This window comes from Myxococcus sp. MISCRS1, from assembly GCF_026626605.1.
GTDB classification, from domain to species: domain Bacteria; phylum Myxococcota; class Myxococcia; order Myxococcales; family Myxococcaceae; genus Myxococcus; species Myxococcus fulvus.
The window spans coordinates 7,613,180-7,632,679 of record NZ_JAPNKB010000001.1; the positions used below are offsets into that span (position 1 = coordinate 7,613,180).

Consider the following 19,500-nt stretch of genomic DNA (forward strand, 5'->3'; position numbering starts at 1 on the left):
CATGCGCAGTCTGCTCGTCGTCGTGCTGTGCCTGCTGGCGGGGTGCTCCCGCTCGCTCCGGGAGAACTACCAGCGCGACAAGGCGGCCAGCCATGTCTACCAGCGCACGCTGCCGGACCTGTGGCCGGAGGTGAAGGCGCACCTCCAGAAGGAGGGCTACTCCTGGAAGGAGATGCCGGGCCGCTACGTGCTGGAGACGGAGTGGCGCGACGCGGGGGGCGGCACGCTGGGGCCCACGTCGTCCTCGCGCTTCCTGATTGAGGGCCACACGCTGCCCAACGGCGGCAGCATCCTCCGGGTGATGCGCGGCAACCGGATGTCGCAGGCCATCGGCGGGGGCAACGTGGAGCAGCGAATCGCCCAGGGAGGCTCCGCCCGCGCGCAGGAGGAGCAGGCCGTGGCGCGCGCCAACGCCAACACCACCGGCGTGCTGCCCACGCAGCAGAACTACGCGCGGGACCTGGAGCTGGAGCTGGAGCTCTTGCGGCGCATCGAGCCCGACGCGGCCGGCCGGCTGGCGCAGCAGGCGGCGCTCGAGTACCCCTGAGGCAGGGGCCCTCCCAGCGCCGCCCGGCGCGTCACTTCTTCCAGGGGCGGGAGATGACGCAGGCGTTGATGCCGCCCACGCCCATGGACAGCTTGCCCGCGCAGCCTTCGGGCGCGGCCTGGGCCTCGTCGAAGACGAAGTGGCCGTGGACGCGCGAAATCTGCTGGTTGAGCTCCGTCTTCTTCAGCGGCGTGGGGAACACCTGCCCGCGCCCGTAGCCCAGGTACTGCGCCGTCAGCTCCCAGCCGCCGCCCGCGGACATGCCGTGGCCGAAGGTGCCCTTGCGCGCGGTGATGAGCACCGACTCCGGCATCACGTCGCGCAGGTTCTGGACCTCCAGGTAGTCCCCTGGCGTCGCGGTGGCGTGCAGGTCCCAGCTGCCCACGTCGGCGGGGCCGCAGCCCGCCTGGGCCAGCGCCTCGCGGATGGCCAGCGTGGGGCCCTCCTTGGACGGGGTGATGATGTGGTCCGCGTCCGCGGTGACGCCCACGGAGACGGGCTCCATGCCCAGGGGCTTGAAGCCCTTGGCCGTGAAGTAGTCGTAGTCGCCCAGCACCCAGACCACCGCGCCGCCCGCGATGTGCGTGCCGCGCAGGGCGGTGAGGGGCTTGGAGATGGCCGCGTCCGCGGAGATGACGCGCGCGTTGTAGAAGCCGCCCACGACGAGCGGGTTGGGCGCCGCGTCCGTCATGCCCATGACGACGGCCTTCGCCTCACCCAGCTGCAGGGCGTTCATCGCCAGCTTCAGCCCGTAGCCGAACGACGAGCACGCGGCCACCGGCGCGAACGTCATGCCGGTGATGCGGCCGAGCATCGAAATCTGCGAGGCGGGCGTGTTGTGGATGTTCCACAGCACGTTGGAGGACACGGCGTTCCAGGGCGGCTCGGGCGCGTTCCACTTCTTCTGCAGCCGGCCGTTGCGCGTGCGCTTCTCCTTGATGACGGCCAGCTTCGCGGACTCCACGTCCGCGCCGTCCGGCACGCCGATGGCCTCGATGTCGCGCAGCTCCGCCAGGTACTCGCGCAGCTCCGTGGAGCGGCCCGTCCAGTAGTGCCACCACGCGTCCTCGGCCTCGTCGCGCACGCCCTCGTCCACCGTGGACGGCTCGGGCGGCACGCCCTCGGCGGGCTCGCGCGTCTCCAGCCACTGGCGCAGCACCGCGTTGCGCTCGGGGGCCGCCCAGAAGCGGTCCCACCGGCGCTGGGCGCGGTACAGGTCCAATGAGATGGACTGGATGGTGGGCAGGTCGCCCAGGCCCGTGCCCACGTAGACGTGCGCGCGGGGCCCCAGCGCCTGCAGCTCCTGCTCCAGGCCCGGGTTCTGCGCGAGCGACTGGATGAACGCGCCGATGGCGAACTGCGTCGGCTGCCCCATCTTCCGCTCCAGCTGGGAGAAGCGGTTGGCGGGGAAGCGCTCGTCGATCCACGGCTTGTAGTCCGCCAGCTGGAAGTCCGGCGTACCGACCAGGAAGTTGTCCGGCCCGAAGCCGTTGAAGGGGGACAGCCAGCTCTCGGAGGACGCGAGGTTCCTCTCGAACGCCTCGATGTTCCTGGACCGGGGGGCGACGACGCCCCAGCCGAAGATGCCAACTCTGCGCACGGTGTGACTTTCCTTGGGCCGCTAGGGGGCGAGCGGCTCAATCTTCAAATTGTCGAAGTGGACGCGGGTCTGCCAGCCCGAGAACCCGAAGTACTGGTTGCGCGAGCCCTCGAGGGGCGTGGCGTCTTTGAGGGTCAGGAACGGCTGGCCGTCCAGCTCCCAGGCGAGGGTGTCGCCGCGGCGGGTCAGCTTGAAGTGGTGGCGCTTGCCCGGCACCACCGCGGCCCCATCCCGCGTGACGCGGTCGGGCGTGTGCTCGCTCCTGCGGGCGATGGCGGACTGGGTGTTCTTCCAGCCGCCGAAGATGAACACGTAGCCGGTGGCGGTGTACTGCAGCCGCAAATCACCCGCGTAGAACGAGCGGCCGTCGCCCCAGGCCTCCACCTTGATGTCGCCCTGCGGGCTGTCCGTCCACGCGTCGAACTCGATGACCGCGTCGCGGGGCAAAGGGCGCTTGAGCCACACGGGGCGGTTGTGGAGCTGCTCCACCACCAGCGCGCCGTCGACGATGCGCGTCGCGGTGGGGTTGGTGACGTTCCACGCGTCGCCGAGCGTGTCGCGCTCGAAGTCGTCCGCGTACGGACCCGGGGGGATGGCCGGCGTCGCGGCCGCGACCTTGGCGGGCAGCCGGTCCGGCGTGTCCACGCGCAGGTTGTCCCAGAAGATCTGCGACTCGAAGCCGGACAGGCCCAGCCTGTCGTTTCCCGGCCCCTTGAGCGGGCGCGGGTCATCCAGCTCCAGGAACAGCTCCCCGTCGATGGACCAGCGCAACAGCGTGCCCCGGCGCTCGATGCGCCAGTGGTACGTGCGGCCCGCCTGCACCGGCGTGCCCCGCGCCTCCACCTTCACCCGGGTGTCGTCCTTGAACACGGAAGCCAGGTCCGCGGCGCCGCCCGACGACTCCGCCTTGCGCTGCGCGCGGCGCTGGAGCGCGTCCAGCGTGGGCGCGTTCAAGTCCAGCCGGGCGATGGCCGACACGGAGTTGTTCTGGCCGCCCTGCATCAGCACGTAGCCGGAAGCCGGGTCCACGCCGTTGCCGAAGAGCTCCACCCGGATGTCGCCCTCGGGCAGCTCCGAGCGCACGTCCAGCTCCACCGCCACGTCGTCCGGCAGCGGCGCCTGCAGCCACAGCGGGTTGTTCTTCACACCCGGCGCCAGCAGCTCGCCCTGAATCACCCGCCAGTAGCCGCCCGTGGTGAAGAAGTCGCGCTTCACCACGCCCGGGTCGCTGAAGTCCTGGGTGTAGGGGATTGTCGCCGTCACCTCCGCGTCACCGCGGAAGAGGACGTAGTGGATGAGGGGGAACTGGATGACGAGGATGAGGCCGACGAGCACGGCCCAGCCCCGGCGCGACAGTCCCTCGGGCTTCACCCAGGCTCCCTGAGCCAGGGGCTCCTGCCCGGGGGATGGCTCCGGGGGGGACTCCTGCTTCTCCTTCTCCTTGCGCCTGGCCTGGCCCATCAATCCTTTGGGGGTTTTCCGGGGGGAAAGGCGGCGGAATCTACGCGCCACCCGGGTGGAGGTAAAGCACGGCCGACGACCGGGGGAGGCCGGCTACTTGACCCCCCAACGTTTCTCGAGCGCCCGTTGCTCCGCCTGCCGCAGCTTCACGCGCTCCTTCTCCGCGCGCTGCTTGTCGGCCTCCTCGGGGGAGGGGCGCATGGCCAGCTGGTAGACGGAGCCCGCGATGGCGAACATGCCCGCCGCGACGATGACGCCCCAGGGACGGCTCGCCACCGCCTCCACCAGGCTGCCGAACTGGTGCAGCGCCGCCAGCGCGCCGATGACGAGCACCCACCCGCCCGCCGCGGAGGCGACGAGCGCGCTGACCACCCGGTGCAGGAGCGCGCCCACCAGCCCGCCGATGATGAACCCCGGCGCGAAGCCGAGCAGGAAGTCCTGCGGGCCGGCGATCTGCCCGGCCACCAGGCCCAGCGGCACGCCCAGGCCCACGAAGGTGATGGCGGGCGGGAAGAGGAAGCCCAGCACCAGCAGCACCCCCGCGGCGATGGACGGCGCCCGGGGGTCCAGGTCCGGCAGGCCCAGCTTCACGGCCACCGCGCCCGTCCACACCAGGCCCAGCAGCGCGCCGATGGGGCCGGCGAGCACCCGGAACACCCGGGGGCCTCCGCCGACCAAGAGCAGCGTCACCCCGAGGACACAGCAGACGATGCCCGCCCACATCGGCAGGAGCCGGTAGATGGCGACCCAGCCCGACGGATTGAACTCCTGATAGGCCCTGAGTGCCTGGAGGAGGCCTTCCATGACTTCCGACTCCTTCGCATTGCGGCGCGGCTCGAGCCGCCCCCGAGGGGCGCGGGCGCCGACGATGTAGCTTAAGCGTAGCGCTTCAGCGCCAACAGCAGCAGCACCACGAAGACGGCGGCCCCCAGCGCCGCGAAGCCGTAGAGGGCACGGGGCGTGGACGTGCGGCGCAAGAGCTCCTCGGCCTGGGCGCGGTCCTGGGGGGCCGGATTGCTCGCCAACAGACGCTCGGCCTGGCGTCGGGCCCCGGCGACGTCACCGGCCTCCTTGAGGGCCCAGGCCGCGCGGACCTCGGGGGCGCCGGGCGGCTCGGGCGTCTGTCCGCCTTTCGCCATGGGCCCGCTGTATACCGGGGAATGCGAGCACCCGTCGACGGTATATAGATGCGCTCTATGTCCGCGCGGCGCCTGACCCGACGAAACCTCCTGCTCGGCACCTCCGCGCTCGTCCCGCTGCTGTCTGGGCGTGCGCGCGCCTTCGGTGAGAAGAACCGCTTCATCCCCGCGGTGGCGAAGCACGGCGGCCGCTGGGACGGGCGGCTGTCGGGCCTGCGTCGGATTGCGTGGGAGCTGCAGCGGCGCACCTCGGTGGAGGTGGTGCCGGACGCGCGCCCGTTCGCGCTGAGCAGCCCCGACCTCTTCGAGTACCCCTTCCTGTACTTCGGCGGCGACGGCGCGTTCCCCGCGCTCAGCGAGGCGGAGGTGACCAACCTGCGCCGCTACCTGACGTACGGCGGCTTCATGCTGGCGGACGCCAACGACGGCAGCGACGGGGACGGCTTCGACGCCAGCTTCCGCCGGGAGATGCGGCGCGTGCTGCCGCAGAGCCCGCTCACCGAGGTGCCCTCCACGCACGTGGTGTTCAAGTCCTTCTTCATGCTGGACGCGGCGCCCGGGCGGCTGCTCAACAAGCCGCAGCTCCTGGCGGCCAACCTGGGCAAGCGCGCCGCGGTGCTGTACTCGCAGAACGACGTGGCGGGGGCGTGGAGCCGCAACGAGACGGGCGACTACGAGTTCGACGTGAGCCCCGGCGGCGAGCCGCAGCGCGAGCTGGCGGTGCGCCTGGGCATCAACGTCTGCATGTACGCGCTCTGCCTGGACTACAAGGACGACGCGGTCCACCTGCAGCTCATCCTCAACAAGCGGCGCTGACGCGAAGGGCCTCACCTCAAGAGCCTGGATGAACTCCCCCACCTTCAACGCCTGGAAGCTCGTCAGCCTCTCTCCGCTGCCCTCGTGGGCGCTGGTGTTCCTCGCGCTCGGGCTGCTGTTGGGCGTGGGGCTGGCGGCCTGGGGCGTGCGCCGCGAGCCCGCGCGTGGCCGTCGCATCCTCTTGTGGGCCCTGCGCGTGGGCGCGGGCGTGGCCGCGCTCTTCTTCCTGCTGGAGCCTGGCATCCGTCACCTCCAGGTCGCGCGGATGAAGAACCGGGTGGCGGTGCTGGTGGACCGCTCGGCGTCCATGGGCTTTCCCACCGAGCCGGGCGGGCCCACGCGCAACGCGCAGGTGGCCGCGTTCCTGGAGAAGGCGGGCCCGGCGTTCGCGGCGCTGCAGGACCGTTTCACGGTGGAGATGTACGGCGTGGACCCGGAGCTTTCGCCGGTGACGCCCGCGTCGCTCGCCAAGGAGCCGCCCCGGGCGGGCACCACGGACCTGCTCGCCGCGCTGCGTGCGTCGGCGGGGGCGGGGCAGGGCGCTCGCAAGCTGTCCGGCGTGCTGCTGTTCAGCGACGGCGCGGACAACGCGGAGCTGAAGGCGGGCGTGGTGGGCCGCGCGCGCGCGGCGCTCGCGGACCTGGGCGTGCCGGTGTCCACCTTCACCGTGGGCCAGGAGGCGCTCAAGGACCTGGCGATTGAGGGCCTGAAGGTCGATGACTTCGCCTTCGTGCGCAACTCGCTCACGGTGGAGGCGGAGATCCACGGCAAGGGCTTCCGGGGCAAGGAGATTCCCGTCGTCCTCAGCCAGGAGGGCAAGACGGTGGCCACCAAGACGGTGCGCCTGGAGACGAACGACGACGTGAAGCCGGTGTCCTTCACCTTCACGCCGGACCAGACGGGCCGCTTCGTCTACACGGTGTCGGTGCCCACCTTCCCGGACGAGGCGGTGGCGGACAACAACAGCCGCTCCTTCACGCTGAAGGTCATCCGGGACCGGGTGCGCGTGCTGCTGGTGGTGGGCCGCCCCTCGTGGGACGAGCGCTACCTGCGCGGGCTGCTCAAGCAGGACGCGAACGTGGACCTCATCTCGTTCTACATCCTGCGCACGCTGTCGGACGACCCGGGGACGTCGAACGACCGGGAGCTGTCGCTCATCCCGTTCCCCATGGAGGAGATCTTCGACACGAAGCTGGACACCTTCGACGTCGTCATCTTCCAGAACTTCGGGCACTCGGACCCGTCGCTGTCCATCGCCGAGTACGAGCGCAACCTGGAGCGCTACATCCACAACGGCGGCGCCTTCGTGATGATTGGCGGCGACAGCGTGCTGGGCGAGGGCCGCGCCACCATGCCCACGCTGATGGACGCGCTGCCCGTGGCCGCCGCGGGCCCCGCCAACCTGGACGCGTTCACCGCGCGCCTGACGCCGGAGGGCCTGCGCCACCCGGTGACGGCCATCGGCACCGGCGCCTCCAGCACCGAGGCCGCGTGGGGCGAGCTGCCGCCCATCCCCGGCATCAACCTGACGCGCGCGCGGCAGGGCGCCACCGTGTTGCTGGAGCATCCGCATCTCACCTCGGACGGGAAGAACGCGCCGCTCGTCGCGGTGTGGGACTACGGCCGGGGGCGCGCGCTGGTGATGGCCACGGATGCGTCGTGGTACTGGGCCTTCGCGGCGCACCGGGATGGCTCTCCCAGCCGCGCGTATGACCGCTTCTGGGGCAACGCGCTGCGCTGGCTGGTGCGGGACCCGGACCTGACGACGCTGAAGGTGACGGCGGACCCGCCCTCGGTGGAGCCGGGGCGTCCGGTGGCGGTGGTGGTGCAGGCGCGCAGCGCGGACTACCAGCCGGCGCAGGACGCGCAGGTGCGCGTGGAGCTGTTCTCCGTGGCCGCGCAGAAGCCGGTGGCGGTGCAGACGGGGGCGACGGGGCCGGACGGCGTGGTGCGGCTGGAGTTCGCGCCGCCGGAGCCGGGCCCCTACAAGCTTCTCGCCACGGCGAAGAAGGGCGAGACGGAGCTGGGCCAGGGCGAGGACGCGGTGGCGGTGCGCGCCGTGGGCCCGGAGCTGTCGGACGCGTCGGTGCGGCCGGAGCTGATGGAGCAGGTGGCCAAGGTGACGGGCGGCAAGGCGTACAAGCTGCCCCAGGACAGCCTGCCGGACGTGCCGCTGCTGGACCCGCCCGTGGTGGAGGTGGGCCGCGCCAAGGACCAGCCGCTGTGGGACCGCTGGTACTACCTGGTGGCCCTCATCGGGCTGCTCGGCGCGGAGTGGTTCGCGCGGCGCCGCTTCGGCTACGTCTGACGCGCCAGCCCGGAACAAGGGCGGCTGGGGCGTGTTCGCCAGGTGCGGTAGAGAGGGGACCTTCAAGCCCCTTCCTGGAGCCCTTCGTGCGTCACGTCCTCGCGCTACTCCTCGTCGTCCTTCCGCTGTCCCCGGCCTTCGCGCAGTCGCTGCCCACCGACTTCGACGCCACCCTCGAGAAGGCGATGAAGACCTTCGACGTGCCCGGCATCGCCGTGGCCGTGGTGAAGGACGGCAAGGTGGTGCTGTCCAAGGGCTATGGCGTGCGCAAGCTCGGGGACAAGACGCCGGTGACGGCGGACACGCTGTTCGGCATCGCGTCCAACAGCAAGGCCTTCACGGCGGCGGCGCTGGCCATGCTCGTCGAGGAGGGCAAGCTGCAGTGGGATGACCGCGTGGTGGACCACCTGCCGTCGTTCCAGATGCACGATGCGTACGTCACGCGCGAGCTGACGATTCGCGACCTGCTCGTGCACCGCAGCGGGCTGGGGCTGGGCGCGGGGGACTTGCTCTACTTCCCGCAGTCGACGTTCACCGAGGACGAGATTGTCTCGAAGCTGCGCCACCTGCCCCCGGCGTCGAGCTTCCGCAGCAAGTACGCGTACGACAACATCCTCTACCTCGTGGCGGGCAAGGTCATCGAGAAGGTGAGCGGCCGGCACTGGCGCGACTTCGTGCGTGAGCGCATCTTCGTGCCGGTGGGCATGCGCGACAGCAGCACGCTCTTCAAGGCGTTGCGCGTGAGCGGCAACGTGGCCACGCCGCACGCGAAGGCGGACGGGGTGCTCAAGGCCATCTCGCCCATGGGCTTCGAGAACAACGCGCCCGCGGCGGCCATCAACTCCAGCGTCAACGACCTGTCCAAGTGGATGATGACGCAGCTGGCCTTGGGCGTGATTCCGGGGACGGACGGCAAGAAGCGGCTGTTCAGCGAGGCGCAGTCGAAGGAGATGTGGGCGGCGCAGACGGTGATGAACGTCACCGAGCCGTCCAAGCCGCTCGCCGGGCTGCGCGCGAACTTCGCCGCGTACGCGCTGGGCTGGTCCTTGCGCGACTACAAGGGCCACAAGCTGGTGGGCCACGGCGGCGCGCTGCCGGGCTACTACTCGCGGGTGATGCTGGTGCCGGAGCTGAACCTGGGCGTCGCGGTGCTGACGAACCAGGAGGAGCGCGGGGCCATCGAGGCGCCGATGTGGACGGTGCTGGACGCGTTCATGGGCGGGCCCGCCACGGACTGGGTGGCCGCGTTCAAGGCGGATGACGACGCGAAGCGCGCCAAGGCGGAGGCCCAGGTGGCGGGGCTCCGCGGCAGCCGCAACGCCCAGAGCAAGCCGTCGCTCCCGCTCGACGCGTACACCGGCACGTTCCGCGACGCGTGGTACGGCGACGTGACGCTGACGCGGGAGGCGGACAAGCTGGTGCTGCGCTTCAGCCGGACGCCGGGCCTCGTGGGTGAGGTGGAGCACTGGCAATACGACACCTTCGTCGCGCGCTGGAAGGACCGCTCGCTCAACGCGGACGCGTTCGTGTCCTTCTCGCTCAAGCCCGACGGCGCGGTGGGGGAGATGCGCATGCAGCCCGTCTCACCGCTCACCGACTTCAGCTTCGACTTCCAGGACCTGCGCTTCACGCCCGTGAAGAAGGCGCCTGACGCCGTCGCGAAGCCCGTGCCCTGAAGAGGGGCCGCTCTGGGACTCGCCCGTCCGGCCAGCAATGCCAGACGGGCGCGTCACCGGGTGAATCGGGCCGCTACTGCTTCTCCACCACGCCGCACGCCAGGCGACCGCCGGCGTCACCGGTCGGGTCCGTGGCGTAGTCGTCCTCCTTGACGTGGACGACGACGGCCGAGCCGTCCTTGTCGAACAGCGACTTCACCGTCAGCCCGCCCTGGGCGAACGTGTCGAACTGCACCTTGCCGTCCTGGCCCACGTAGAGGTTGGGCAGGTCGCCCAGGTGCTTGCCCTTGTGGGCCATCATCCCGTGCGCCTTCTTCGTCGGGTTGAAGTGCGCGCCGGCCGTCTTGAACTCCGGCGCCTCGCACTTGCCCGTCTCGTGGATGTGGAAGGCGTGCTGGCCGGGGGGCAGGTCGTGCAGCGTGCCCTTGATGAGGACGCCCTGCTTGGCCTGCTCGAAGGTGATTTCGCCCACGTCCTTGCCCTGCGCGTCCTTCACCGTCGCCTTCGCCGTCTCGCCCTTGGGCGCCTCCTTCTTCGCCGGCGCCGCGGCGGCGGGGGCGGCCTGGGCGGGCGCGGGGGGCGTCGCCGCGGGGGCCTGGGCCAGCGCGGGCGCGGCGGCGGTGAGAACGGTGGCGGTCAGCAGCGCGCGAATCTTCATGGGTCGGGGTCCTCCTCCAGAGGGGAAATGCTGCTCAGCGAAGGTGGACACTAGCGGTTGTCCGCGCAGCCCGCAGGGAAACCATGCGGGCCGCCCACCGCCTCCTCACTCCTGTCCGATGGGTGGCACTACCAGCGGCACCGGCACCACGCGTGAAGCGCCGAAGGCCGGTGCCCAGGTGCGCTGCACCTCGGGGCCGTTGAGGAATCGCACGATGGCCTTGAAGGCCTCCTCAGGACCTCCCAGCGTCTCCGCCCACTCGAGGCCTCGCGGCGACAGGTTGGGCACCAGCGGCCCCAGCTCCTCGGCGGACGCGGACGAGCGCGTCACGCGCAGGCCCTCGTCGCGCAGCCGCTTGGGAACGAACAGCGGCGCGAAGCGCGCGTGCCGGTGGTCGTGGACGCAGCCCTCCTCCTGCAGCAGCGCCGCGGACAGGGGCAGCTCTCGCACGTTGAAGAGCAGCTTCACCGCGCCCACGTGCGGGTCGTACGGCCCGCGCAGCCGGTGGTCTCCGCGCGGAATCAGCCGCCGGTCCAGGTAGCAGTACGCCCGCGTTTCTGGAGGCAGCGTGCCCCGGTGCCGAGCGCCGCCATACCGGAAGAAGGGCCGCAGGTGCCTGGCGTCCACCTCCAGCGCGGGGCCCACCTTCAGCGCGCGCAGCTTCGGGAGCAGCTCCTCGGACAGCCCATGCACCCGCGCGAAGTCCGGCAGGTCGTCCAGCGAGGACGCCGCGAAGGCGCGGATGCGCGCGAGCAGCCGCTCCGGGTCCGCGTCCACCAGGAGCTCGTCGAAGCGCGTCTTCACCCCGGGCAGGCTCACGGGGACGAGCGTGGTGAGCGGCTCGCCCTCCGCGCTCCACCGCGCGTCCAACGCGCTCGCCTCCGGCGTCGTGGGCGCCAGCCGCCACTCGGGCGCCTCGGGGGTGAAGTGCTGCCACGCCCCCCGGCGCTCGAAGCGCGGCGGGTCCACGTGGCCCGGCAGCGAGGACCACACGGTGATGCACGTGCGCACCTGCGTGCCGGCGAAGGCGCCCGGCCCCAGGTCCACCACCTCGCGCAGCGTCAGCATGCGCAAGAGCGACTGGCGCAGGGGGGCGTAGAGGAACGCGTCCAGCAGGCTCGCGGGCGTGATGAAGGCGAGCACGCCGGGCCGCGTGGACAGCCGGTGCGCGGCGACGAGCAGGAAGAAGGCGAAGTCGTCGCGCAGGCTGGTGCCCGGCGGCAGCGCCAGCGGCAACAAGGCACGCAGCTTCGCGTACGCGCCCGCGTCCTTCAGCACCGGCGAGGTGCCGTTGTAGGGCGGATTGCCCACCCACAGCTCGCGGTGCTCGGGCGGCGTGGCAGCGAGCATGGGCTCCAGCCCGCCTCGCAGCGTGTCGCCCTCCTTCACGTCCGCCTCGGGGACGCGGGCCTGACACAGCCGGGCCACGGCCGGGTCCAGCTCCAGGCCGCACAGGCGGGCTCCGGGCCAGAGCTTCGAGGCCGCCGACAGGAAGGCCCCGGCTCCACAAGCCGGGTCAATCACCGTGAGCGGCCCTGCTCCCAGGTGCGCCATCGCGAGCGATAGCGTGCGTTCCACCAGGGGCGCGGGCGTGAAGAACGCCCCCACCGCCTTGCGGTCGATTCCGGGGAACTGGTGGACGAGCTTCTCTTCGTCGACGTCCAGCAACCTATTCGCGGCGCGTGGCATTGAGGAGTCATCCTAGCCACCCCCGCCCCTCGCGGTGATCCACTCAAAGCTTTGCAAACGCACTCAAATGTCCGGATGTGATGTCCCAATCACTTCACATGCCCGGAAGTCTGAGATTTGGTGCCCCGCAATGCGTGACTTCAGCCCGCACCGTACACCCGTGGGGGTTGTGTGTGATGAGCCTGCTCACCCAGGTTGCTTCACCAGGGCGCGGAACACGCCCATACCGGCCACCATCCCCACCACGAAGAGCGCCACCGTCAGTCCGCCCACCGGCAACACCACCAGGGCCGGTCCCGGGCAGTAGCCCGACAGGCCCCAGCCCACGCCGAAGAGCGCCGCGCCCGCCACCAGGCGTCCATCCACCGAGGCGGAGGTCGCCTCCGGGAAGGTGTCCGCCAGCACGGGGGCCGCGCGGCGGAGGATGAGCCCGCGCGCCAGCGCGTACGCGCCCAGCGCGCCCGCCATCACGAAGGCGAGGCTGGGGTCCCAAGCGCCCGCCACATCGAGGAAACCCACCACCTTCGCCGGGTCCGTCATGCCGCCCACGCCCAGGCCGAGCGCGAAGAGCAGCCCCGCGGCGCCCGCCGTGAGGGCCTGCTTCATGACGCACCTCCCACGAGATGCCGGGTGACGAAGACGGTGGCCGCGCCCGCCGCCATGAACGTCAGCGTGGCCACCAGCGAGCGCTTGGAGCCCCGCGCCAGGCCACACACGCCGTGGCCGCTGGTGCAGCCGCTGCCCAGCCGCGCGCCGAAGCCCACGCACAGCCCGGCGATGAGCGGGGTGGCCACCCCAGTGAGCACCGGCGCGCCGAGCACCTCCGGCCGCACGGCCGCGAGCACCACGCCGCCCAGCATCAGCCCGCCGATGAAGGCCACGCGCCACCCGGTGTCACCCGACGCGGGCGCCCAGAGCCCACCGGCGATGCCGCTGATGCCGGCGATGCGGCCGTTGAAGAGGAGCAGGAGGGCCGCGCCCAGGCCCAGCAGGACACCGCCCAGGAGCGGAAGGAGGAACGTGTTCATCGATGCAGGCACCTGACGAGGAAGAGAATCGAGGCAAGCGGGTGCGACCGGCTCAGGAGCGTGGCACGCCACCGGTCAGGATGTGAGAGCCCGCCTCCGGGAAAAGCATTCAAGGGCCCGTGTTGAGGCGGGTGGGTGCTCCCAGGCAGGCGGGCATGGCGCGCGGGTTCCCTCGGGGCCTCGACGCGCGGAGAGGACAGGGCCGCGGTGGTGAGACGAAGGGCGAAGGGGCGCGGCGACGCGGTGCTCGTCTCCGCGGCGACGCGGTGCTCGTCTCCGCGGCGACGCGGGGGGACCGGGAGGCGCTGCTCGCCCGATGAGCCTCCCCGGTGCACGGCTTCGGGCTGCTGCGCCTGTGCGGCTCCAGGGACCTGCTCCGGGAAACGCTGGTGACGGCGTTCCGGGAGCAGGCGCGGCTGTCGACATGGCTCTACCCGGTGGCGCGCGCTGACTGCTCACGGGAGCGCCGGAAGGAGGCGCGCGGAAGGGGCTCGCGTGTCGCTCGATGCGCCCGTGGCGCGGCAGGTGGTCTCCCTGAGCCGGCGCTCGACGACGTGGCGCACGCGCGTGAATCAGGCGCGGCCGACGGTCTCCCTGAGCCGGCGCTCGACGACGTGGCGCACGCGTGTGACTCAGGGGTGGCCGGTGGTCTCCCCGAGCCCGCGCTCGACGACGTGGCGCACGCGCGAATCGGGGGCGGCCGGTGGTCTCCCCGAGCCCGCGCTCGACGACGTGGCGCACGCGCGAATCAGGGGCGGCCGGTGGTCTCCTCCGGGCCTGTGCTCGACGGCGTGGCGCACGCGCGTGAATCGGGGGCGGCCGGTGGTCTCCTCCGGGCCTGTGCTCGACGGCGTGGCGCACGCGCGTGAATCGGGGGCGGCCGGTGGTTTCCTCCGAACCCGCGCTCGACGACGTGGCGCACGCGCGAATCGGGGGCGGCCGGTGGTCTCCCCGAGCCCGCGCTCGACGACGTGGCGCACGCGTGAATCAGGGGCGGCCGGTGGTCTCCTCCGGGCCTGTGCTCGACGGCGTGGCGCACGCGCGTGAATCAGGGGCGGCCGGTGGTCTCCTCCGGGCCCGCGCTCGACGGCGTGGCGCACGCGCGTGAGTCGGGGGCGGTGCTTTGGGATGCGCCCGGGACACTGTCCGCGTCGGACCGGCAGGCGCTGCGCCTCCGGGGCTTGGAGGGCCTGTCCGCGGAGGAGGCCGCGCGCCCGTCGGGCATCGACGTGCCCGCGCACAAGCGCCGTCTGCACCGCGCGCACGCGCCAGCGGGAGCAGCGCTCCAGCGTGTCTGCTGTCAGGGATTGAGCAAGAGGGGCGGGCCCCGGGCCCCTTGGAGGCCCGGCGCCCACCCCCGCCCTCCTCCCCAGGAGCAGTGACGGAGGAGGGCTATCTCGATGGCATCAAGCCTTGCTGGGCGTGGGAGTCGGTGTCCGACCTGTGTGTTCCACCGAGGCCGCCGCGGCCTCGGGCGCCGCCCCCGAGGGCCTGCCCGCGCCCATGTGCATGCGGTGCTTCACCTCGGCGAAGCGCTCGCTGGACTCGCGCTCCGGGAACATCAGCGACACGAGCACCCCCACGATGAAAGCCAATGGCATGGTGATGATGCCTGGATTCTTCAGCGGGAACAGGGCGCTCGTGTTCTTGAGCAGGTCCACTTGTACGGTGGGCGACAGGAAGATGAGCACCACCGCGCTGAACGAGCCCGTCAACATGCTCGCCACCGCGCCGTAGGTGGTGAACTTCTTCCACGCCATGGACAACAGCAGCGCGGGGAAGTTGGCGCTCGCGGCAATCGCGAACGCCAGCCCCACCATGAAGGCCACGTTCTGTCCCTTGAAGGCCACGCCCAGGACGATGGCGAGCACGCCCAGCAACAGGCTCGCCAGCCGCGCCACCTTGAGCTGCTCGTGCTCGGGGGCCTGGCCCTTGCGCACCACGCTGGACCACAAGTCATGGGACAGCGCCGCCGCGCCGGACAGCGTCAGGCCCGCGACCACCGCGAGGATGGTGGCGAAGGCCACCGCGGAGATGAAGCCCAAAAAGCCCGTGCCCCCCACGACTTCGGCGAGCATGGGCGCCGCCATGTTGCCGCCCTTGTCCACGCTCGTGATCGCCTGCCGGCCCACCAGCACCGACGCGCCGAAGCCGAGGATGAACGTCACCAGGTAGAAGTACCCGATGAGGCCCGTGGCGTAGAACACGCTGCTGCGCGCGGCCTTCGCGTCCGGCACCGTGTAGAAGCGCATCAGGATGTGCGGCAGGCCCGCGGTGCCGAACATCAGCGCCAGGCCCAGCGAAATCGTCTCCAGCGGGTTGCTCACCAGCGTGCCCGGCGCCAGCGTCTTCTCCCCGTACTGGCGGGTGGCCTCGCTGAAGAGCGCCAGCGGGCTGAAGCCGAACTTGTAGAGCACCGCCAGCGCCAGCGCGGACGCGCCCGCCAGCAGCAGCACCGCCTTCACGATCTGCACCCACGTGGTGGCGATCATCCCGCCGAAGAGCACGTAGAGGATCATCACCGCGCCGACGATGACGACGGCGACCTCGTAGGACAGCCCGAAGAGCAGGTGGATGAGGTTGCCGGCGCCCACCATCTGCGCAATCAGGTAGAAGCTCACCACCGTGAGCGTGCCCAGCGCCGCGGCCAGCCGCACCGGCGTCTGCTTGAGCCGGTACGCCACGACGTCCGCGAAGGTGTACTTGCCCAGGTTGCGCAGGGGCTCGGCGATGAGGAACGTCACCACCGGCCAGCCCACCAGCCAGCCCACCGAGTAGATGAGGCCGTCGAAGCCCGACATGGCGACCAGGCCCGCGATGCCCAGGAAGCTGGCGGCGCTCATGTAGTCGCCCGCCAGCGCGAAGCCGTTCTGCAGCGCGCTCACCCCGCCGCCCGCCGCGAAGAACTCGGACGTCGTCTTCGTCTTGCGCGCCGCCCAGTACGTGATTGCCAGGGTGACGCCCACGAAGAGCAGGAAGAAGAGGATGGCCGTGGAGTTGGGCTGGCCCAGCTGCGTGCCCGTTGCCGAAGGGGGATTCATGCGGATTCTCCTCTCAACGACGCAGTTCGCGCAGGGCCCGGTCGTACTTGCCGTTCGCCCAGATCATGTAGATGCCCGTCAGTGCCCAGGCCGTCACGATGACGAGCGCGCCCAGGAGGATGCCCACCGACAGACCGGGGACGAGCTGCTGGCCCATCAACGGCTTGTTGAAGGCCACCAGCAGGATGAAGCCGAAGTAGGCCACCAGCGTGGCCACGGTGAGGACGGCGGCCACCCGCCAGCGCGCGGCCGCGAGTCTTTCCAACGCCTCTTCTTGGGATGGGGAGGACATCGCTTGAGCTCCTGGGTAGGGGTGGGAATCAGCGCCGCGCCTGCACGGGCGTGGCCTTGGTGAGCAATTCGTCCAGCACCGTCGGGTCCGCCAGGGTGGTGGAGTCACCCAGGTTCTCCGTCTCGCCCGACGCAATCTTGCGCAGCATGCGCCGCAGGATCTTGCCCGAGCGCGTCTTGGGCAGGCCGTTGACCACCACGACGCGGTCCGGCGTGGCGATGGGGCCGATGACGTGACGCACCTGCTCCTTGAGCGCGCCCACCATCTGCTCGCTGGAGGTCTCCTGCCAGTCGGGCTTCACGGTGACGAAGGCGCACACGCCGGTGCCCTTGATGTCGTGGGGGAAGCCCACCACGGCGGCCTCGGCCACGGCCTCGTGCGCCACCAGCGCGCTCTCCACCTCCGCCGTCCCCAGCCGGTGGCCGGACACGTTGAGCACGTCGTCCACGCGGCCGGTTATCCAGTAGTAGCCGTCCTCGTCGCGCCGGCAGCCGTCGCCGGTGAAGTACAGGTTGGGGAAGCGCGAGTAGTACGTCTCCACGAAGCGCTGGTGGTGGCCGTACAGCGTGCGCGCCTGCCCCGGCCACGAGCGCGCCAGGCACAGGTTGCCGCTGACGCCGTTGCCCTCGATGACGCGGCCCTCGTCGTCCAGCAGCACCGGCTCCACGCCGAAGAAGGGCAGGGTGGCGCTCCCCGGCTTGCACGGCGTCGCGCCCGGCAGCGGGGAGATGAGGATGCCGCCCGTCTCCGTCTGCCACCACGTGTCGATGATGGGGCAGCGGCCCTCGCCCACCACGTCGTGGTACCAGCGCCATACCTCCGGGTTGATGGGCTCGCCCACGCTGCCGAGCAGCCGCAGCGACCTGCGCGAGGACCTCTTCACGAAGCCGTCGCCCTCCTTGATGAGCGCGCGCAGCGCGGTGGGCGCGGTGTAGAGGACGGTGGCCTTCACGTCGTCCACCACCTGCCAGAGCCGGCCGGAGTCCGGATAGGACGGCGTGGACTCGAAGAGCACGGTGGTGGTGCCGTTGGTGAGCGGGCCGTACAGGAGGTAGCTGTGGCCCGTCACCCAGCCCAGGTCCGCGGTGCAGAAGTGCACGTCGTCGGGGCGCACGTCGAAGACGTAGTGGTGCGTCGTCGCCGCGTACACCAGGTAGCCGCCCGTGGTGTGCAGCACCCCCTTGGGCTTCCCGGTGGAGCCGGAGGTGTAGAGGATGAAGAGCGGGTCCTCCGCGTCCATCCACTCGGCCGGACACACGCCGCGGTGGCGCGACATCTCCTGGTCCAGCCATGAATCACGGCCCTCCACCATGGGCACCTCGCGCGAGGTGCGGCGCACCACCAGCACGGAGGACACCTGGGTGAGCCCCTCCACCGCCTCGTCGGCGATGGCCTTGGTGGGCACGCTCTTGGGACCGCGAGGCCCCTCGTTCGCGGTGACCAGCACCCTCGCGCCCGAGTCCAGGATGCGCTCGCGCAAGGACTCCGACGAGAAGCCCGCGAACACCACCGAGTGCACCGCGCCGATGCGCGCGCACGCCAGCATGGTGTACGCCAGCTCCGGAATCATCGGCAGGTAGATGCAGACGCGGTCGCCCTTCTTCACGCCGTGGGCCTTGAGCACGTTGGCCACGCGTCCCACGTGGTGCTGCAGGTCGCGGAAGGTGATGGTCTCGTACTCGCCCGGCTCGTTCTTCGCCCAGATGATGGCGGCCTTGCCGGGGCGCTCGCGCGCGTGGCGGTCCACGCAGTTGTAGGCCACGTTGAGCTTGCCGCCGCTGAACCAGGAGAAGTCCACCTGCTCCGCGTCCACCTCGCGGATGGCCTCCGGCGGGTGGAACCAGGTGAGCCTTTGGGCCTGCTCGCCCCAGAACGCCTCGGGCTCGCGCAGGCTCTTCTCGTGGAGGGCGCGGTACTCGTCGATTCTCTTCACGTGCGCCTGGCGGGAGAAGTGCTCCTTGGGCGCGACGAACGAATCCTTCTGGGCAGTCATCGGGGGTCCTCGACGGGCAGGGGGTCAGTAGAAGAACTGGAGCTGCGCGGTGCCGGTGACGCCGGTGTCCGCGTTGGACAGGTCGCCCACGCGCGCGATGGCGACCTCGGTCCTCAGGTTGAACGTGTGCTTCTGGAACCAGACGTTGAAGCCGGGCCGGAAGATGAGCGAGTCCTGGTTCGTGACGCGCGAGTTGAAGTACTCGACGGACACCAGGGGCTCCACCTTGGCGATGCGGTAGCCCAGCTCCGCCTGGACGCCCGTGCCGCTCTGCGGGTTGTCCATGCCCTGGCGGTAGTGGAACACGCCCGTCTGGAACACCAGCTCCTGGTCATGGCCCATGGGCCAGTCCAGGAACGTGTCCGCGGAGAAGGCCACCGAGTCGTGCACGCCCGACGCGGTGGCGATGGCGGAGGGCTGGTAGTCCGCGCCCACGCCCACGGACAGGTGCGGCTTGTCGGTGAAGTAGATGCCCTGGAAGAAGAGGTCCTCCTCGCGGGTGAGGAAGTTCCAGCGCACCATCGCCACGCCGCGCGGCAGGTCATCCGGGTTGACGGTGGGCGCGTCCTCGCGCTTGGTGCCCTCGGCGCCGTTCATGATGGCCGCGCGGAAGCCCACCGGCCCCGCGAAGCCGCGCAGCTGCACGCCCATGTCCCGCCATATCTTCCCCACCCCCGCGGTGAAGCGGATGACGCTCGAGTGGTAGTCCACCGAGTTGAGCGCGATGGCGCCCTGGAGGTTGTGGCGCGAGAACGGGGCGATGAGCATGCCCACGTCCACCCAGAGCTTGTCCGCGAACTCGTAGGACACGAACGCGTCCTGGACGAAGAAGTCGACGTTGTAGTTGTTGTCCTTGCCGAAGTTGGGCTGGTCCGTCTCCATGAAGAAGGACAGGCGCTTCGTCACGTTGCCATAGACGAGCAGCCGCACCCGGCGGATGAAGAAGTCCGTGCCCACGCCCCCGCTGGGCGCCCCGTCCTTGATGACCTGTGCCTGCGATTGGAGCAGCAGGTTGATGTTGAGGTTCGCTTCGTCGTTGATGGTTATCTTGCCTGCGATTGCGGAGCCCAGCGGGAGGAGGACCACGGCGAGCGCGACCAGGAGCGGCGACGAGCGCAGGGGGGAGTGGGGCATGCACCCTCCTTGAGCAACACTCCGGCCAACCCCGCCTCCGACAAGATTCGGGACGTTGCAGGTTGGCTCGGCGCGTCAGGGTGTTACGGAAGGTGACGTGTGCGTTACCTCGGTAACG

At 70.8% G+C, this 19,500-nt stretch carries 17 protein-coding genes; 5 read left to right on the top strand and 12 right to left on the bottom strand.

Going from position 1 to position 19,500, the window contains the following annotated elements; genetic code table 11:
- Position 1 precedes the first annotated feature (1 nt).
- A complete protein-coding gene (locus OWM54_RS30405; RefSeq protein WP_267699759.1) occupies positions 2-547 on the top strand; it encodes a hypothetical protein in 546 nt (181 codons plus the stop codon).
- Positions 548-578: 31 nt separating this feature from the next.
- Here OWM54_RS30405 and OWM54_RS30410 read toward each other — a convergent pair whose 3' ends face one another.
- From OWM54_RS30410 to OWM54_RS30425, 4 genes are all read right to left on the bottom strand, one after another.
- A complete protein-coding gene (locus tag OWM54_RS30410; protein WP_267699760.1) occupies positions 579-2,147 on the bottom strand; it encodes a beta-ketoacyl synthase N-terminal-like domain-containing protein in 1,569 nt (522 codons plus the stop codon).
- Between the two features lie 21 nt (positions 2,148-2,168).
- Positions 2,169-3,608, bottom strand: coding sequence for a hypothetical protein (locus OWM54_RS30415; protein ID WP_267699761.1), 1,440 nt, complete (start codon positions 3,606-3,608; stop codon positions 2,169-2,171).
- A gap of 93 nt (positions 3,609-3,701) precedes the next feature.
- Positions 3,702-4,412, bottom strand: a complete 711-nt coding sequence (locus tag OWM54_RS30420; protein WP_223748042.1) for a hypothetical protein — start codon at positions 4,410-4,412, stop codon at positions 3,702-3,704.
- 71 nt (positions 4,413-4,483) lie between these two features.
- Entirely contained in the window at positions 4,484-4,747 is a 264-nt protein-coding gene (locus OWM54_RS30425) for a DUF2379 family protein (protein ID WP_223748043.1), read from the bottom strand.
- 57 nt (positions 4,748-4,804) lie between these two features.
- Between OWM54_RS30425 and OWM54_RS30430 the strand changes: the two genes are divergently transcribed.
- From OWM54_RS30430 to OWM54_RS30440, 3 genes are all read left to right on the top strand, one after another.
- Positions 4,805-5,563: a DUF4159 domain-containing protein gene (locus tag OWM54_RS30430; protein WP_223748044.1), complete on the top strand. Its 759-nt coding sequence runs from the start codon at positions 4,805-4,807 to the stop codon at positions 5,561-5,563.
- A gap of 28 nt (positions 5,564-5,591) precedes the next feature.
- Positions 5,592-7,871: a glutamine amidotransferase gene (locus OWM54_RS30435; protein ID WP_267699763.1), complete on the top strand. Its 2,280-nt coding sequence runs from the start codon at positions 5,592-5,594 to the stop codon at positions 7,869-7,871.
- Positions 7,872-7,957: 86 nt separating this feature from the next.
- A complete protein-coding gene (locus OWM54_RS30440; protein WP_267699764.1) occupies positions 7,958-9,547 on the top strand; it encodes a serine hydrolase in 1,590 nt (529 codons plus the stop codon).
- 73 nt (positions 9,548-9,620) lie between these two features.
- Here the strand turns inward: OWM54_RS30440 and OWM54_RS30445 are convergent, their stop codons facing one another.
- The 4 genes from OWM54_RS30445 to OWM54_RS30460 form a co-directional block, all read right to left on the bottom strand.
- Positions 9,621-10,205, bottom strand: coding sequence for a superoxide dismutase family protein (locus tag OWM54_RS30445; protein WP_223781703.1), 585 nt, complete (start codon positions 10,203-10,205; stop codon positions 9,621-9,623).
- 105 nt (positions 10,206-10,310) lie between these two features.
- The gene (locus OWM54_RS30450) at positions 10,311-11,894 is read right to left on the bottom strand and encodes an HsdM family class I SAM-dependent methyltransferase (RefSeq protein ID WP_141333196.1); all 1,584 of its coding nucleotides are present in this window, start codon (positions 11,892-11,894) and stop codon (positions 10,311-10,313) included.
- Between the two features lie 186 nt (positions 11,895-12,080).
- Positions 12,081-12,500 (bottom strand): DUF6691 family protein, encoded by a 420-nt coding sequence (locus OWM54_RS30455; protein WP_267699765.1) that lies wholly within the window; start codon positions 12,498-12,500, stop codon positions 12,081-12,083.
- Positions 12,497-12,922, bottom strand: a complete 426-nt coding sequence (locus tag OWM54_RS30460; protein WP_267699766.1) for a YeeE/YedE family protein — start codon at positions 12,920-12,922, stop codon at positions 12,497-12,499. The genes OWM54_RS30455 and OWM54_RS30460 overlap by 4 nt, the downstream gene beginning before the upstream one ends.
- A 1,043-nt stretch (positions 12,923-13,965) precedes the next feature.
- Here OWM54_RS30460 and OWM54_RS30465 point away from each other — a divergent pair.
- A complete protein-coding gene (locus tag OWM54_RS30465; protein ID WP_223781706.1) occupies positions 13,966-14,304 on the top strand; it encodes an RNA polymerase sigma factor in 339 nt (112 codons plus the stop codon).
- A gap of 24 nt (positions 14,305-14,328) precedes the next feature.
- On the opposite strand, the gene OWM54_RS30470 is transcribed toward OWM54_RS30465, so the two are convergent.
- The 4 genes from OWM54_RS30470 to OWM54_RS30485 are packed head-to-tail and all read right to left on the bottom strand — an operon-like array spanning position 14,329 to position 19,382.
- Entirely contained in the window at positions 14,329-15,963 is a 1,635-nt protein-coding gene (locus OWM54_RS30470; protein WP_267699767.1) for a sodium:solute symporter family transporter, read from the bottom strand.
- Between the two features lie 13 nt (positions 15,964-15,976).
- A complete protein-coding gene (locus OWM54_RS30475) occupies positions 15,977-16,255 on the bottom strand; it encodes a DUF485 domain-containing protein (protein ID WP_046715732.1) in 279 nt (92 codons plus the stop codon).
- A gap of 28 nt (positions 16,256-16,283) precedes the next feature.
- Positions 16,284-18,248 carry an acetate--CoA ligase gene (gene acs, locus OWM54_RS30480; protein WP_267699768.1) on the bottom strand — a complete coding sequence of 655 codons (1,965 nt, stop codon included), beginning with the start codon at positions 18,246-18,248 and terminating at the stop codon, positions 16,284-16,286.
- Positions 18,249-18,272: 24 nt separating this feature from the next.
- Entirely contained in the window at positions 18,273-19,382 is a 1,110-nt protein-coding gene (locus tag OWM54_RS30485) for a porin (RefSeq protein ID WP_267699769.1), read from the bottom strand.
- Between the last annotated feature and the right edge of the window lie 118 nt (positions 19,383-19,500).

Coding starts and splice junctions, on each gene's coding strand:
- OWM54_RS30405 (WP_267699759.1), top strand. CDS start 2: ATGCGCAGTCTGCTCGTCGTCGTGCTGTGCCTGCTGGCGGGGTGCTCC.
- OWM54_RS30415 (WP_267699761.1), bottom strand. CDS start 3,608: ATGGGCCAGGCCAGGCGCAAGGAGAAGGAGAAGCAGGAGTCCCCCCCG.
- OWM54_RS30420 (WP_223748042.1), bottom strand. CDS start 4,412: ATGGAAGGCCTCCTCCAGGCACTCAGGGCCTATCAGGAGTTCAATCCG.
- OWM54_RS30425 (WP_223748043.1), bottom strand. CDS start 4,747: ATGGCGAAAGGCGGACAGACGCCCGAGCCGCCCGGCGCCCCCGAGGTC.
- OWM54_RS30430 (WP_223748044.1), top strand. CDS start 4,805: ATGTCCGCGCGGCGCCTGACCCGACGAAACCTCCTGCTCGGCACCTCC.
- OWM54_RS30435 (WP_267699763.1), top strand. CDS start 5,592: ATGAACTCCCCCACCTTCAACGCCTGGAAGCTCGTCAGCCTCTCTCCG.
- OWM54_RS30445 (WP_223781703.1), bottom strand. CDS start 10,205: ATGAAGATTCGCGCGCTGCTGACCGCCACCGTTCTCACCGCCGCCGCG.
- OWM54_RS30450 (WP_141333196.1), bottom strand. CDS start 11,894: ATGCCACGCGCCGCGAATAGGTTGCTGGACGTCGACGAAGAGAAGCTC.
- OWM54_RS30455 (WP_267699765.1), bottom strand. CDS start 12,500: ATGAAGCAGGCCCTCACGGCGGGCGCCGCGGGGCTGCTCTTCGCGCTC.
- OWM54_RS30460 (WP_267699766.1), bottom strand. CDS start 12,922: ATGAACACGTTCCTCCTTCCGCTCCTGGGCGGTGTCCTGCTGGGCCTG.
- OWM54_RS30470 (WP_267699767.1), bottom strand. CDS start 15,963: ATGAATCCCCCTTCGGCAACGGGCACGCAGCTGGGCCAGCCCAACTCC.
- OWM54_RS30475 (WP_046715732.1), bottom strand. CDS start 16,255: ATGTCCTCCCCATCCCAAGAAGAGGCGTTGGAAAGACTCGCGGCCGCG.
- acs (WP_267699768.1), bottom strand. CDS start 18,248: ATGACTGCCCAGAAGGATTCGTTCGTCGCGCCCAAGGAGCACTTCTCC.
- OWM54_RS30485 (WP_267699769.1), bottom strand. CDS start 19,382: ATGCCCCACTCCCCCCTGCGCTCGTCGCCGCTCCTGGTCGCGCTCGCC.